General features: G+C 38.9%; 17 protein-coding genes. 1 reads left to right on the top strand and 16 read right to left on the bottom strand.

What is annotated here, in order from left to right:
- Positions 1-449 precede the first annotated feature (449 nt).
- From ACIP9W_RS06925 to spoIID, 3 genes are all read right to left on the bottom strand, one after another.
- On the bottom strand, positions 450-725 hold the full coding sequence (locus tag ACIP9W_RS06925; protein ID WP_142537915.1) for a sporulation transcriptional regulator SpoIIID: 276 nt from the start codon (positions 723-725) through the stop codon (positions 450-452).
- A gap of 68 nt (positions 726-793) precedes the next feature.
- Positions 794-1,456 (bottom strand): peptidoglycan DD-metalloendopeptidase family protein, encoded by a 663-nt coding sequence (locus ACIP9W_RS06920; protein WP_400787537.1) that lies wholly within the window; start codon positions 1,454-1,456, stop codon positions 794-796.
- A gap of 30 nt (positions 1,457-1,486) precedes the next feature.
- Positions 1,487-2,428 carry a stage II sporulation protein D gene (spoIID, locus tag ACIP9W_RS06915; protein WP_400787534.1) on the bottom strand — a complete coding sequence of 314 codons (942 nt, stop codon included), beginning with the start codon at positions 2,426-2,428 and terminating at the stop codon, positions 1,487-1,489.
- Positions 2,429-2,705: 277 nt separating this feature from the next.
- Here spoIID and ACIP9W_RS06910 point away from each other — a divergent pair, with 277 nt between their 5' ends.
- Positions 2,706-3,656 (top strand): nuclease-related domain-containing protein, encoded by a 951-nt coding sequence (locus tag ACIP9W_RS06910; protein ID WP_400787532.1) that lies wholly within the window; start codon positions 2,706-2,708, stop codon positions 3,654-3,656.
- 583 nt (positions 3,657-4,239) lie between these two features.
- Here the strand turns inward: ACIP9W_RS06910 and murA are convergent.
- The 13 genes from murA to upp all read right to left on the bottom strand — a co-directional run bounded on the left by murA (position 4,240) and on the right by upp (position 14,315).
- On the bottom strand, positions 4,240-5,535 hold the full coding sequence (murA, locus tag ACIP9W_RS06905; protein WP_282242966.1) for a UDP-N-acetylglucosamine 1-carboxyvinyltransferase: 1,296 nt from the start codon (positions 5,533-5,535) through the stop codon (positions 4,240-4,242).
- A 327-nt stretch (positions 5,536-5,862) separates the two neighbouring features.
- Positions 5,863-6,099 carry a DUF1146 family protein gene (locus tag ACIP9W_RS06900; protein ID WP_282242967.1) on the bottom strand — a complete coding sequence of 79 codons (237 nt, stop codon included), beginning with the start codon at positions 6,097-6,099 and terminating at the stop codon, positions 5,863-5,865.
- Between the two features lie 144 nt (positions 6,100-6,243).
- Entirely contained in the window at positions 6,244-6,648 is a 405-nt protein-coding gene (locus ACIP9W_RS06895) for a F0F1 ATP synthase subunit epsilon (protein WP_142537920.1), read from the bottom strand.
- A 24-nt stretch (positions 6,649-6,672) separates the two neighbouring features.
- Entirely contained in the window at positions 6,673-8,088 is a 1,416-nt protein-coding gene (gene atpD / locus ACIP9W_RS06890) for a F0F1 ATP synthase subunit beta (protein ID WP_282242968.1), read from the bottom strand.
- 34 nt (positions 8,089-8,122) lie between these two features.
- Positions 8,123-8,983, bottom strand: a complete 861-nt coding sequence (atpG, locus tag ACIP9W_RS06885; protein ID WP_400787526.1) for an ATP synthase F1 subunit gamma — start codon at positions 8,981-8,983, stop codon at positions 8,123-8,125.
- 45 nt (positions 8,984-9,028) lie between these two features.
- The gene (gene atpA / locus ACIP9W_RS06880; RefSeq protein ID WP_142537923.1) at positions 9,029-10,537 is read right to left on the bottom strand and encodes a F0F1 ATP synthase subunit alpha; all 1,509 of its coding nucleotides are present in this window, start codon (positions 10,535-10,537) and stop codon (positions 9,029-9,031) included.
- 27 nt (positions 10,538-10,564) lie between these two features.
- Positions 10,565-11,101, bottom strand: a complete 537-nt coding sequence (locus tag ACIP9W_RS06875; RefSeq protein WP_282242970.1) for a F0F1 ATP synthase subunit delta — start codon at positions 11,099-11,101, stop codon at positions 10,565-10,567.
- A complete protein-coding gene (atpF, locus tag ACIP9W_RS06870) occupies positions 11,098-11,622 on the bottom strand; it encodes a F0F1 ATP synthase subunit B (protein WP_400787522.1) in 525 nt (174 codons plus the stop codon). The genes ACIP9W_RS06875 and atpF overlap by 4 nt, the downstream gene beginning before the upstream one ends.
- Before the next feature lie 145 nt (positions 11,623-11,767).
- Positions 11,768-11,992: a F0F1 ATP synthase subunit C gene (gene atpE / locus ACIP9W_RS06865; protein ID WP_142537926.1), complete on the bottom strand. Its 225-nt coding sequence runs from the start codon at positions 11,990-11,992 to the stop codon at positions 11,768-11,770.
- Between the two features lie 62 nt (positions 11,993-12,054).
- Positions 12,055-12,768, bottom strand: a complete 714-nt coding sequence (atpB, locus tag ACIP9W_RS06860) for a F0F1 ATP synthase subunit A (RefSeq protein WP_142537927.1) — start codon at positions 12,766-12,768, stop codon at positions 12,055-12,057.
- Between the two features lie 29 nt (positions 12,769-12,797).
- Positions 12,798-13,169: an ATP synthase subunit I gene (locus ACIP9W_RS06855; RefSeq protein WP_282242972.1), complete on the bottom strand. Its 372-nt coding sequence runs from the start codon at positions 13,167-13,169 to the stop codon at positions 12,798-12,800.
- Positions 13,170-13,175: 6 nt separating this feature from the next.
- The gene (locus ACIP9W_RS06850) at positions 13,176-13,394 is read right to left on the bottom strand and encodes an AtpZ/AtpI family protein (RefSeq protein ID WP_282242973.1); all 219 of its coding nucleotides are present in this window, start codon (positions 13,392-13,394) and stop codon (positions 13,176-13,178) included.
- 291 nt (positions 13,395-13,685) lie between these two features.
- Positions 13,686-14,315, bottom strand: a complete 630-nt coding sequence (upp, locus tag ACIP9W_RS06845) for a uracil phosphoribosyltransferase (protein ID WP_142537930.1) — start codon at positions 14,313-14,315, stop codon at positions 13,686-13,688.
- Positions 14,316-14,426: the final 111 nt, after the last annotated feature.

Below are 14,426 nucleotides of genomic sequence, written 5' to 3'. Positions count from 1 at the left end.
TCGGGCGAAGAGCAACCAATTGGATCCTGAAAGCAACTAAATCTCTGCGAGAGCAACCAAATCCTATGGTAGAGCAACTAGTTTGCGAGTGAAAGCAACCAAATCAACTGAAGCTCTGGGCTACAACGAGAGATCACAGCAAACTCAGGATTTCTATTGATTTATTTGAAATAAATGGTTAAGGGCAACCAAATCGGGCGGAGAGCAACCTATTGGATCCTGGAAGCAACTAGATCTCTGTGAAAGCAACCAAATCCTATGGTAGAGCAACCAATTAACAGAAACTCTTGGCTACAACGAGAAATCTCAGCAAACTCAGAATTTCTGTTGATTTATTGGAAATAAATGGCTAATGGCAACCAAATCCTATGGTAGAGCAACTAGTTTGCGAGCGAAAGCAACCAATCTAGGTTTTCTCTCTGCTCACTCCATAAGAAAAAGCCGTGATTTTACAAATCACGACCTTTTCTATCTTCCTTTTTTGACTTCCATTTTCTTTTCGTAGCTTCTCCACCTCGCAAATGCCTGACCGATTTATGATACGCAAGAATTTCTTTCACTTCTTTTGCTAGCTGCGGATCTACTAAATGAAGTCTTTCCGTTAAGTCCTTATGAACAGTACTTTTGGAATGACCGGTTGTGCTCGCGATGGCACGGACAGTTTTTTTCGTTTCAATGACCATTTCACCTAAACGTATACATCTATGACGAATCGTTTCGTGCACCAACTCTTCCTTTCGTTAGTAAAGGAACACTTTTCATCACTTTATGCATACGTATAAGGTATTATGAATTAAAAAGCTAGTAATGATTCCGGATTAACAAGTACGCCGTTTTCAAGTACTTCAAATTGCAAGTGGTTACCTGCTGTTGGATTCCATTCATTCTCTGATGTAGATGCAAGAGGTTGCCCTTGTTCTACTTCGTCTCCAACTTTTACTAGAATGCCAGTGACTGAGCGATATTTTGTTTGCATACCATTTGCATGTGATAAGACAATTTCATCTCCTACAAATGGATCTAAATTTACCTCTTCTACTTTTCCACTCATAGCAGCTACTACTTCGAAAGGTTCGCTATTCATAGATAGGGAGACACCTGTGCTTGTTCTGTAAGTTTGATTGAATACGAGTAGTGATTTTTCACGAGTCGTTTCATCAGCTTCCATGTCGTAATAATGTTGTACAACTTCCACTTTGTCAAACAGTGCTTCTTCAAATGGATATTTCAGCGTTTCTGTTTGAGCATTTGTTTCAATTGCTACTTTATCAGGTTCTTCACCAGTTTTGCTCCATTCAGCATCCTCTGCTGAATCATTGCTCACATAGACATTGTACCCCCAAATCATTCCTACGAATGCTACCGAAAAACCAGTATACACTAGTGGCCAAAACCATGGCTTTTTCGGATTGTTTTTCTTCTTCTGAGAAGTCTTGTTTGATTGTTCTTCTCTCATTTTCATCACCTCAATTGCATTGTTGGCAAATCAAGGAGATTTTAAACATGCTGAAAAACTTTTTATTTCTGTTCCTTTATAATAGTGCAATAAAATGTCGTGAGCACTTACGTTATTGTTCGCAAGCACCTCGGCCCCGTACTGGCTCATCCCTACCCCATGCCCATATCCCACAGTGTTTACTACCACTTTATCATTCTGAAAAGTTACTGTGAAATCAGTGGAAGGTAGTCCAAGTAGAGCTCTAACTTCTCTACCAGTCCATGTCTTGCCGTTCATTTGAATCGACTCCACGCGATTTGTATCTGTCTTTGTAACTTGAAAACTAGTTGCTATGTTAGAAGACCACTTTATACCAAAAGCCTTTGCCCACTCTCTTTGGGTGAACTCAAATTGCTTCTTTACATTCGGTGCATATTGTTCTTCCGCCTCGCTTTGTACGGAGACTAAATAAGGAATTGCATATCCACTGTAATTTTCCGCGCTTTCTGTTTGGCCGTTACTAGAAGAAAAGAACATAGCAGTGATCAATTGATCTTGGTAAACAATAATTTCTCCTTCTGTTGCTGCGATAACCTTTTGAAGCTTGTCCTCATATGCTTCGAAGGAGGCCCCCCATTTCTTCTTGCGGTCTTCAATTGTTGCGTATACTTGTTTTTGCACTGTTTTGTCGATCGACTTTTCCCCATAGTTTGTTTCTCTTAGCACATACGTCCTTGCCGCGATAGATTGCGCCTTTAACGCTTCTTCATGGAAGGAAACAGGCATTTCTGCAGCCACGACACCTAGTACGTATGTTTCAAGAGGAATTTTCTCCTTGACCCCTTCCACTTCTATTAGTATTGGGCAGTCTACTTCTAATACTTTATCGACTACTGGTGCAGGTTTAGCGTCATGCTTTTCTTTGATTAATAAAAAGGGTAATAACAAAAGACCGATGCATAGGATTAGTAGTAGGATATTTTGTTTCATGGGACAACTATATGCTAAGGAGGGAGTTCTCATGAGTGGATTTTTTCGCGTACAGTGAAGGTCGAACTGAATTATTAACAAATATCGGCGAAGGGCGACTATTTAAATGACGAAAACAACCAATATAAAAAAATTTATGGCAAAATTGATTTTTTGATGCTTGTTTCCATTCGGAATGCAATTTCTACTTCATTCCCTTGTAAAAAACAATGCCAAAACGCTGTTACTGCAGTTTCTAATTTTCCCATAGATTATGCTAAGCTATTTGCGAGGTGATATGATGATAGCCAAAAACTATTCGGCTTCGCTATATGCAGAAGCTTTGCAGGCTCTATATAAAAGAACTCCTAAAAACCATTTAAAATTTTCTAAGATTCAGGAGGAATACTATCAAATAGCTGCTGGTAATATTGGAGAGGAAGCTGTGATGAAAGTGATAGAGCAGCTAGATTTACCGTATAATTTCTACATTTTCCATGATGTATTGTTGGATTCCGAAACTCTTTTTCAAATGGATATACTAATTATTACCCAATACTATGCGATAATTTTAGAAGTAAAAAATATTAAAGGAGAAATTACATTTACAGATCAACAAATGATTAGAACACTTGCAACAAAGGAAACACATGCTTTTGACAATCCATTTCTTCAATTAGAAGAATACGAAATCCAATTGAAACGACTCTTTCAAGCAAATCATATTTCATTACCTGTCTTTAGCGCCGTCGTTTTCCCCTTTTCTTCTAGCATTATTAAAGACCCTCCACGAAATAAAACGATATTATTCCGAAGAGGAATCAAACCTTATATACGGAAACTCAAAGCTAGTCCTTGCATTCTATCTCCCGCACAGCTAGAAAACTTAAAGTATTTACTTCTAAAAGAAAATATCGATTTTCATCCATTTCCCTTAACCAATCATTTTGATATAAATCCCAGCTCACTTCGAAAAGGAGTTGAATGTTTGCATTGTGGATTGATTGGAATGAAAAAAGTAATTAGAAATTGGTATTGCCCAAAATGCAAATCCTCTCATCGTTATGCACACGAATCCGCACTAAAAGATTATTTTCTCATCTATAAAAGCACAATATCTAATCGGGAATGCCAACAATATTTACAGCTGAACAATAAGTATGAGGCAACAAAAATTTTAAACAATCCCATGCTAATCAAAACAGGACAGTCCCGAAGCAGAAAATATACGATGAATTTTGATAAATAATGTGGCCCAGTAGGAAAATCAAGTAGCTTATCTTCTAATAAGTGGCAAAGGGCAACCAATCTGACTGTGACAGCAACCAGTATCCACCTCAAAGCAACTAGTATGCAGCCGAAAGCAATCAAAGCTCCAATCAAAGCAACCAATTCTTCGACTAGAGCAACCAACTAAAAATAATAAGTACTTAGTAGCTGGACATTCAGAAAAAGTGGCTCGTCGTCTAATATATGGCAAAGGGCAATCAAACTGACTGTGGCAGCAACCAGTATCCGTCTCAAAGCAACTAGTATGCAGCCGAGAGCAATCAAAGCTCTGGTCAAAGAAACCAATTCTTCGATCAGAGCAACCAACTAAAAATAACAAGTACATTAGTAGCTAGGCGTTCGGAAAAAGAGGCTCGTCTTCTAATATTTGGCAAAGGGCAACCAAACTTACTGTGACAGCAACTTGTATCCGCCTCAAAGCAACTAGTATGCAACCGAAAGCAACCAATCCCCTAGCGAACGCAACCAGTTCCCAATCAAAAGCAATCAAACACAAAAAAAGCACTATTCACGAATACATGAATAATGCTCTACATATAATATTACACAAATTGTATTGCTTTTTCAGGGTTCTCTGTTCCAATACGTTCGATGTCTGCACCAAGTGCTGCAAGCTTCTTGTCGAAGTCCACATAACCACGATCTAAATGATATAGTTCTGTTACACGTGTGATACCATTGGCAACTAAGCCTGCGATGATTAATGCTGCTGCTGCACGTAAGTCTGTTGCACCGACTTCTGCACCTTGAAGATTAGATGGAGATTCCATGATAACGGAACGTCCTTCAATTTTCATGTTGCCATTCATGCGGCGGAATTCTTCTACGTGCATAAAACGATTTTCAAAAACCGTTTCTGTAATAATACCAGTTCCGTGTGCAGTCATCATTAATGCCATCATTTGTGATTGCATATCAGTTGGGAAACCAGGATGCGGCATTGTTTTAATATCAACAGATTTTAAATCGCCACTAGCTTTCACACGAAGTCCCTGTTCCTCTTCTGTGATTTCAACACCCATTTCTTGCATTTTCGAAATTAGAGCAGTCATATGCTCAGGTACGGCATTTTCGATAATTACATCACCTTTTGTAATAGCTGCTGCTACCATAAAAGTACCTGCTTCTATACGATCTGGGATGATATGGTGTTCTGTGCCGTGAAGTTCATTTACTCCTTCGATACGAATTGTATCTGTACCAGCACCTTTGACTTTACCTCCCATTTCGTTGATGAAGTTAGCTAAATCGACAATTTCCGGTTCTTTTGCAGCATTTTCGATAACAGTAGTGCCTTTTGCAAGAGCTGCTGCTGTCATAATATTTTCTGTTGCACCGACGCTTGGTACATCTAGATAAATTTTAGCACCTTGTAAACGACCATTTGTTTTTGCTTCAACAAAGCCATTACCAAAAGAAATTTCAGCACCCATTGCTTCAAATCCTTTTAAATGCTGATCAATTGGACGTGATCCAATCGCACAGCCTCCAGGTAGCGCAACACGAGCAAAACCATTGCGCGCCAAAATAGGACCCATTACAAGAATAGATGCACGCATTTTGCGCACATACTCAAATTGAGCTTCACTCGAAAGTCTATTTTGTGAATCAATAATCACTTCATTCTTCTCCGGATTATATACTACTTCTGTATTTAAACTTTTTAAAACCTCGTTTATTGTCAAAACATCTGCAAGTGTAGGCACATCTTTAATAACGTTTTTTCCGTTTGTAGCGAGCAATGCCGCAGCAAGTACTGGTAGAACTGCATTTTTTGCACCTTCTACTCTAACTTTCCCGTTTAACGTTTGGCCACCTTTAACAATGATTTTATCCACTTCGTTCCCTCCGCGTTCTTATCCTCATTTGCTTTATATAAAAGAAATATGTATGATGTCATATTTAGGTATTCAAAACAATATTCATCATACAACGTAATTCGACTATATACAAGCATCAAAAACACTATTTTCAATGTCTAATTCAGTATATTTTCTTGTTCTATTATACGTAATACCCAGGCTTTTCGTGTAGATAATTTTTAGTACCCTCTAAAGCTTTGACTAAAACCTATTCGACAAACTATTTCCCAGGAAATACGAGCAGATTCTACATGCTCATACAAACTTGTCCAATATTTGCATGAGCATATAGGATCTGTTTTTTTAATTAAATAAAAATTGTAATTGATCTGACCATGCAGTAAGGTTCAAGAAAAAATTTGCGACAGTTGAGCCTATTGTAATGCTAGCCAAAATGAATAAAAGCTGTGCTTGAAACACATGATTCTTTTTAATTATTCTGTCCAGCATAAGTGCCTGTAATGCATAAAAAGAAATTCCGATAAAAAAAATATTTGCTAAAATCGCAAGTACTGCTTGTTCGCTATTTAATAAACTCATTTTTCATCGTCCTCCATTTTGTTTTCCTTCACTTACTAGTTAGTTACGAATAAAACACTAGATTAGTATTATAACATCACAAACTATGTATTCAAGAAAAAACGGGCAGAACTTTATCTGCCCGTTCCATAATACAAAATATAGTTAAATGTTACCCTCATAAACGTTGATACGATTCATCGCACGTTTCAATGAAAGTTCTGCACGATTAAAATCTGTTGCATCTGCTTTTCCTTGAAGACGTTGTTCTGCACGTTTCATCGATTCTTTAGCACGAGCTACATCGATATTGGAAGCAACTTCAGCTGATTGTGTTAGAATCGAAACCTTTTCAGGACGAACTTCAACAAATCCGCCGTTTACTGCTACGTACTCGGATTTCCCATCTTTTTTCAGTTTAACGGCACCTATAACAAGTGGCGCAACTGTTGGAATATGTCCAGGTAAAATACCGATTTCACCGGATGCTGTTTTAGCGATGATCATGTCGACTTGAGAATCGTATACCGGGCCGTCGGGAGTGACAATATTGACTGTAAGTGTCTTCATATTTTTACCTCCTGGTCCGATTTATTATACTTCTACGCCCATGCTTTTCGCTTTTTCAACTACTTCTTCAATACGTCCAACTAGACGGAAAGCATCCTCTGGAAGGTGATCATATTGTCCTTCAAGAATTTGTTTAAATCCTTGAACTGTTTCTTTAACTGGAACGTATGAACCTTTTTGACCAGTAAATTGTTCCGCAACGTGGAAGTTTTGAGATAGGTAGAACTGAATACGACGCGCACGGTTAACCGTTAATTTGTCATCGTCCCCTAATTCATCCATACCTAAGATTGCAATGATATCTTGTAGCTCTCTGTAGCGTTGTAAAGTATATTGCACTTGGCGTGCTACTTCATAATGCTCTTGCCCTACGATTTCTGGTGAAAGCGCACGAGAAGAAGAAGCTAAAGGATCCACAGCTGGGTAGATACCCATCTCAGATAATTTACGCTCTAGGTTTGTTGTTGCATCTAAGTGAGCAAATGTTGTTGCTGGAGCTGGATCCGTATAGTCATCGGCTGGTACATAGATCGCTTGGATAGATGTAACCGAACCAGTATTAGTAGACGTGATACGCTCTTGTAATTGACCCATTTCCGTTGCAAGTGTTGGTTGGTAACCAGCAGCAGAAGGCATACGACCTAATAGTGCGGATACTTCCGAACCAGCTTGTGTAAAACGGAAAATGTTGTCGATGAATAATAGTACGTCTGCACCTTGTTCATCACGGAAATATTCAGCCATTGTAAGACCAGTTAATGCAACACGCATACGTGCTCCAGGTGGCTCGTTCATTTGACCGAATACCATTGCTGTTTTCTTAATAACGCCAGAATCGCTCATCTCATGGAATAAGTCGTTTCCTTCACGTGTACGCTCACCAACACCAGCGAATACCGAAATACCACCGTGTTCTTGGGCGATGTTATTGATAAGTTCTTGGATAAGAACTGTTTTCCCTACACCGGCACCACCGAATAGACCAATTTTACCACCTTTAATATATGGAGCAAGAAGGTCTACTACTTTAATACCTGTTTCAAGAATTTCAACTTCTGTTGAAAGATTTTCAAATGTTGGAGCTGAACGGTGAATTGGATCACGACGATCATTCACTGAAATTTCTTCTCCTAAGTCGATAACTTCACCTAATACGTTGAATACACGTCCTAGTGTTACGTCACCAACAGGAACAGAAATCGCTGCACCAGCATCAATTACTTCCGTACCGCGCTTAAGACCATCAGTTGATGCCATTGCAATAGTACGAACAGCGTCATCTCCTAAGTGTAAAGCTACTTCTAGCGTTAACGTAGTAGGCGCTTCGTTTGGACGTTCAATCGCTACAGTTAAAGCGTTATAAATAGCTGGTAATTGTCCGTTGTCAAACTTAACGTCAACAACTGGACCCATTACTTGTAGTACTTGTCCTTTGTTCACTACTGTTCCCTCCTGTCTTACTTTCTTTCATAGACTATTCAAGAGCCGCTGCACCGCCGACAATTTCCGTAATTTCTTGCGTAATTGCTGCTTGTCGTGCTCGGTTATAAACTAATGTTAAGTTACCAATTAAGTCAGTTGCGTTGTCTGTTGCAGACTTCATCGCGGACATACGCATAGCATGTTCACTTGCTTTACCATCGAGTAATGCACCAAAAATTAGGCTTTCCGCATATTGTGGAAGTAACACTTCTAGAATCGCTTCAGCTGAAGGATCGAATTCATAAGAAGCAGTTGTGCCTGTTTCTACTGCAAGATCCGTAAGTGGCAGTACCTTTTTCTCTGTAACTTCACTAGAGATGGCACTGACAAAGTGGTTATAGTACATATAAAGTTCATCATATGTACCATCCGTGAACATACCAACAGCTCTGCGCGCTATTTCTTTAATATCAGAAAAAGCAGGTTGGTCTGGTAAACCTATTACATCTCCGATTACATTCGAACCACGTTTCACGAAGAAGTCACGTCCCATACGACCAATTGCAAAGATAACATACTCATCCTTCGAAGAATGTCGCTCCGCTATGCTATTTGCTGCTGCACGAATAATATTACTATTATACGCACCTGCTAAGCCACGATCCGCCGTTATAACAAGATATGCAGTCTTTTTCACAGGACGAGAAGTTAGCATTGGATGCGCTCCATCGCTTGTTCCTGTTGCAATTGCACCTACTACTTCTTGAATTTTCGTCATGTAAGGAACGTATGCTTTCGCATTTTCCTCTGCACGATTCAATTTAGAAGCTGAAACCATTTGCATAGCTTTCGTAATTTGACTTGTTTTCTTTGTTGACGTAATTTTACCTTTAATATCGCGTAATGATGCCACTGGTATTTCACCACCTTATCGTTTTTTTTCACTTAGACTTTAGAATTACTCAGATTTAGCGAAAGTCTTTTTAAATGCATTGATTGCATTTGACATATCTTCATCTGAAGGAAGGTCTTTAGTCGTACGAATATGATCTAAAACGTTTGTGTGGTTTGAATCTAACCAGCTATTAAGTTCTGTCTCGAAACGAGTAACATCTTTTACTGGAATATCATCTAAATGGCCACGAGTTAGAGCGTATAAAATCATAACTTGTTTTTCCACTTTGATTGGGTTATTCAAGTCTTGTTTTAATACTTCTACTGTACGCATACCACGGTTAAGTTTTGCTTGAGTTGCAGCGTCAAGATCTGATCCAAATTGAGAGAATGCTTCTAGTTCACGGTATGCAGCTAAGTCTAGACGTAGTGTACCCGCAACTTTTTTCATTGCCTTAATTTGAGCTGAACCACCTACACGAGATACGGATAAACCAGCATTGATCGCTGGACGTACACCCGAGAAGAATAGGTCAGATTGTAAGAAGATTTGACCATCTGTAATTGAGATTACGTTTGTTGGAATATAAGCAGAGATATCCCCAGCTTGCGTTTCAACGAACGGTAATGCAGTGATTGAACCTGCACCAAGTGTTTCATTTAACTTCGCAGCGCGCTCTAGTAAACGGCTGTGTAAGTAGAATACATCCCCTGGATATGCTTCACGACCTGGAGGACGACGAAGAAGTAATGAAAGTTCACGGTAAGCAGCAGCTTGTTTAGATAAATCATCATAAACGATTAACACGTGCTTGCCTTCGAACATAAATTCTTCTGCCATAGTTACACCCGCATAAGGAGCTAAGTATAATAATGGAGCTGGTTGTGATGCTGATGCAGTAACAACGATTGTATAGTCTAACGCACCTTTTTTACGAAGTGTTTCAACTACATTACGTACAGTCGATTCTTTTTGACCGATTGCAACGTAAACACAGATCATGTTTTGGTCTGCTTGGTTAAGGATTGTATCAATTGCTACAGTTGTTTTACCTGTTTGACGGTCACCGATGATTAACTCACGTTGACCACGACCGATAGGAACAAGTGCGTCAATCGCTTTAATACCTGTTTGAAGTGGTTCATGAACAGATTTACGTGCCATAACCCCTTGTGCAGGACTTTCGATTGGACGAGTTTTTGTAGTTGCGATAGGACCTAGTCCATCGACTGGTTGGCCAAGTGGGTTTACTACGCGACCAATCAATTCTTTCCCTACAGGAACTTCCATAATACGGCCAGTTCGACGTACTTCATCGCCTTCTTTGATGTCAGTGTATGGTCCAAGGATAACGATACCAACGTTGTTCGCTTCCAAGTTTTGTGCCATACCTAAAACACCAGTTGAGAATTCTAAAAGTTCTCCAGCCATGACGTTGTCGAGGCCATGAGCAAGGGCAATACCGTCACCAATTTTGATAACTGTACCAACATCGCTAACTTTCATCTCAGATTCATAATTCTCAATCTGCTGTTTAATCAAGACACTGATTTCTTCAGCTTTGATGCTCATGTATGTCACCTCTCAAAATTCATAATATTAACCGATCAAATTACGTTTTAAACGATCTAGCTTCGTGCTAAGACTGCTGTCGTAAATGCGGTTTCCGATTTGAACACGCATTCCACCAATAATGGATGGATCTACAATGTTTTGAATACGTAAAGATTGTTTTCCGACATTTTTCGCAAATACAGCTGAAACGTTTGCACGTTCTTGTTCTGATAACTCGCGAGTCGTATATACTTTTGCGTCCGCAATGCCTTGTGCATCGTTCGAAAGCGCCATAAATTCAGTAATAATATCTGATACTTCACCTAATCTTTTCTTATCGATCAATACTAAAAGTGTATTAATCACAATCGGATTAGCATCTTTGAAAATCTCACGGATTAACGATTTTTTCTTATCTAGTGATAGCTTCGGTGAAGTGAATAATGTCTTCACTTCTTTGTTGCCATTCCAAACAAGCTTAAGTTCACGTAAATCATTTTCAACAGATGGAATTTCGTTTTTTTGTTGTGCTAGCTCGAATAATGCGATTGCGTATCGTTTTGCTGCAGTTGAATTACTCAATTAGCTTCCCCTGCCTTCGCAATCGTTGCCTCGATTAGCGCACGATTATCTTCTTCCGAAACTTCTTTTTCAAGAACTTTCGACGCTGCAAGTACAGAAAGTGAAACTACTTCTTGTCGTACTGCTGCAATCGCTCTTTCTTTTTCTGTCTCGATTTCACGAACAGCTGATTCTTTCAAACGCACAGCTTCGGTACGAGCAGTCGTGATAATATCTTCACGAGATGCTTCTCCTTGCTTCTTCGCATTTTCAACAATCGCTAATGCTTCTGTACGCGCTTCTTTTAGTAAGTCACGTTGTTCTTCAAGTAAACGCTGTGATTCTTGGCGACTATTTTCAGCTGCTTCGATTTCACTTGCGATCAACTCTTCACGTTGAGTCATAATTCCCATAAGTGGACCCCATGCTACTTTCTTCAAAAGAGCCATAAGTAATAAGAAGAAGAATAGTGTAGCGATGATATCCCAAATGTTTAATCCGTCATGGCCACTAGCACCAAGGACTAGGTAATCAAAAGACACGATTGTTTCACTCCTTTCAAACGCTATTAAGAGATCTTGCTTTTAAAATCTTGCTTTTATCATGTAAATAATTTATTATTGTTTTCTAATTCATAAAGAGAATGGCGGATTAGTTTCCGCCATTATAGACTTGTCTATATTTATACTATTGGTTTAATACGATGAACGCGATAACTGCAGCGATGATTGGAATCGCCTCAACTAATGCTACCCCGATGAACATAACTGTTTGTAGAGCTCCACGAGCTTCTGGTTGACGAGCGATACCTTCTACTGTTTTTGAAACGATTAGACCGTTACCAATACCTGCACCAAGTGCACCTAAACCGATTGCTATAGCTGCTGCTAAAAGACCAACTGAACCTACCATTGTTTAATTTCCTCCTTGGAATGTTGTTTTGTTTTATTTTGCTTAAAAATCAAGCAATTATATTAATGGTCTGCCGACACTTTGTGCGACATATACACCATTGTTAACATAACGAAAATGAACGCTTGGATTCCGCCTATGAATAGAGAGAAACCTTGCCATGCCATTGCTGGGATAATTGCACCAACAAAGCCGAAAAAGCCATAACCTGTTGCTAAGCCTGCAAGTAGTCCTAATAGAACTTCTCCTGCATAGATGTTACCGTAAAGACGAAGACCGAGTGTCAACGTGTTTGCAAATTCTTCAATAATTTTTAAAGGTAATAGGAATGGTAGTGGCTTTAAGAAGTCTTTCCCATATTCCGACAAGCCCTTCATTTTTATACCATAATAGTGCGTTAATAGAAGAATCATTACTGCTAGTGTCATTGTTACTGTTGGATCTGCTGTTGGAGATTTCCACCAAAGTACTCCATCATACGAAATAGAAAACGGAAGTCCTAGTACGTTCGCTACAGCGATAAACATGATTAATGTAATACCAAGAATATGGAATCGTCCACCAGTTTGCCAATCGAAGTTACTTTTAATAATGCCTTTCACGAAGTCCATAATCCACTCCATGAAATTTTGCATACCAGTTGGCTTAAGTTTCAAGTTTCTTGTCGCTATGTAAGCGATCAAAAATACGATGAGTGTAGTAACAGCAAGCATTAAAATGTTGGACCAGTTACCGTACATCCCTAGAAACTTAAATGTGGGATTTGCATGTTCCACGATTTGTTCACCTCTCTTTCACATACTCATTACTGATTTTTTGAATGAAACATAACTCGTTCTACTAAAAGCAGAACATAGGGAATCATTAAACCAATTACCGTGCTAATAAGATGAATATATTGTGGAAGGGCAAGTGCAATTGCAACAGCTGCAATACCAGATCCAAAGCGGAATACTGTTCCTAAACCTGCTCGTCCTTTTTCACCAGATAACACTCGATCAAATTTCTCCATTCTACGAGTTAGAATCCAGAAATTATACAAACCAAACAACGAACCTAGTGCTAAGCCTGCAAAAATTGTCGAATATGGGGTGAATCCCCAACCTACCGCACATACTGCGAGCAAAAAAAATATGTATTTCTTCTGCTTCGTAAAAATACGTTGCATTTCTAGCATTGTTCATTAGTCTCCTGAATTATATTTTCGAATGGTAGTAATAAGCGCTAACACACCAGACATAAGACCTAGTAGTAAGCAAATTATTAAAAAAATTGGAGTGGTTCCATATGTTTTGTCTATCCACATTCCTGTGAATATTCCTATTAATATAGAACCTACAAGCTGTGAGAGAATCGCTGAATATAATGCTATCCCTTGTAACGGACGTCTTGTGTGACGCATAAATAGAATCCTCATGTTTTCCTGCATTAAGTAAAAACTGTGAATCTAGTAGAAAGTAGATGTGACAAGGTGTTTCGCGCATGAAACCCCTATCATTGACATCCTTTGTAAGCATACAATAGGGGCAATTTGATGTCAATTGGTAAGAGTGAAAAACTTCACAAATACTTCTTATTTGACATCGGTTTGACAAATTTAAAAGAAATGTGGAAACTACTTGCTTGTCAGCAGACCATTTTTATGGCCAAGCTACTTTCATTACTAGCTTTTCACTTAAATAGGGTAGAGTTTTTATTTTGTTCCGAACAGACGGTCTCCAGCATCACCTAAACCTGGTACGATGTAACCATGGTCATTTAATTTTTCATCAAGTGCAGCTATGTAAATATCTACATCTGGATGGGCTTTTTGTAATGCTTCTACACCTTCTGGAGCTGCAATTAAACACATAAACTTAATGCTCGTTGCACCGCGGGTTTTAAGAGAATTAACTGCCTCAATTGCAGAACCACCTGTTGCAAGCATCGGATCCACTAAAATGAAATCACGTTCTGCCACATCTGCTGGAAGTTTTACATAATACTCCACTGGTTGTAATGTTTCTGGGTCTCTGTAAAGGCCGACATGTCCCACTTTTGCCGCTGGGATTAATTTCAAGATTCCGTCAACCATCCCAATTCCTGCACGTAAAATAGGCACGATTCCTATTTTCTTTCCTGCTAATACTTTTGATTTCGTTGTTTGTACTGGAGTTCTTACTTCTGTTTCCTCTAACGGTAAATCACGTGTGATTTCGAAAGCCATTAGTGTAGCAACTTCATCAACAAGTTCGCGGAATTCTTTCGTTCCCGTTTCGATATTGCGGATATATGTTAGTTTGTGTTGAATAAGGGGGTGATCAAATACAAATACTTTTGGCATATTTTTGTCTCCTTCGCGGTTTTATTTAAAATTCTATTAATTATAACAAAAAACGCAGGTAACATACTACTAATAGCATATCTTAATATTGCGTCTATTCACACTGGCGTC

This window comes from Psychrobacillus sp. NPDC093180 (assembly GCF_044754065.1).
Taxonomy (GTDB): Bacteria; Bacillota; Bacilli; order Bacillales_A; family Planococcaceae; genus Psychrobacillus.
This window is presented reverse-complemented; position numbering and strand designations above follow the sequence as displayed.

What these genes read in the sequence shown, in the direction of transcription:
- ACIP9W_RS06920 (WP_400787537.1), bottom strand. Translation starts at nt 1,456, where the DNA reads ATGAGAGAAGAACAATCAAACAAGACTTCTCAGAAGAAGAAAAACAAT.
- spoIID (WP_400787534.1), bottom strand. Translation starts at nt 2,428, where the DNA reads ATGAAACAAAATATCCTACTACTAATCCTATGCATCGGTCTTTTGTTA.
- ACIP9W_RS06910 (WP_400787532.1), top strand. Translation starts at nt 2,706, where the DNA reads ATGATGATAGCCAAAAACTATTCGGCTTCGCTATATGCAGAAGCTTTG.
- ACIP9W_RS06900 (WP_282242967.1), bottom strand. Translation starts at nt 6,099, where the DNA reads ATGAGTTTATTAAATAGCGAACAAGCAGTACTTGCGATTTTAGCAAAT.
- ACIP9W_RS06895 (WP_142537920.1), bottom strand. Translation starts at nt 6,648, where the DNA reads ATGAAGACACTTACAGTCAATATTGTCACTCCCGACGGCCCGGTATAC.
- atpA (WP_142537923.1), bottom strand. Translation starts at nt 10,537, where the DNA reads ATGAGCATCAAAGCTGAAGAAATCAGTGTCTTGATTAAACAGCAGATT.
- atpE (WP_142537926.1), bottom strand. Translation starts at nt 11,992, where the DNA reads ATGGTAGGTTCAGTTGGTCTTTTAGCAGCAGCTATAGCAATCGGTTTA.
- ACIP9W_RS06855 (WP_282242972.1), bottom strand. Translation starts at nt 13,169, where the DNA reads ATGCTAGAAATGCAACGTATTTTTACGAAGCAGAAGAAATACATATTT.
- ACIP9W_RS06850 (WP_282242973.1), bottom strand. Translation starts at nt 13,394, where the DNA reads ATGCGTCACACAAGACGTCCGTTACAAGGGATAGCATTATATTCAGCG.
- upp (WP_142537930.1), bottom strand. Translation starts at nt 14,315, where the DNA reads ATGCCAAAAGTATTTGTATTTGATCACCCCCTTATTCAACACAAACTA.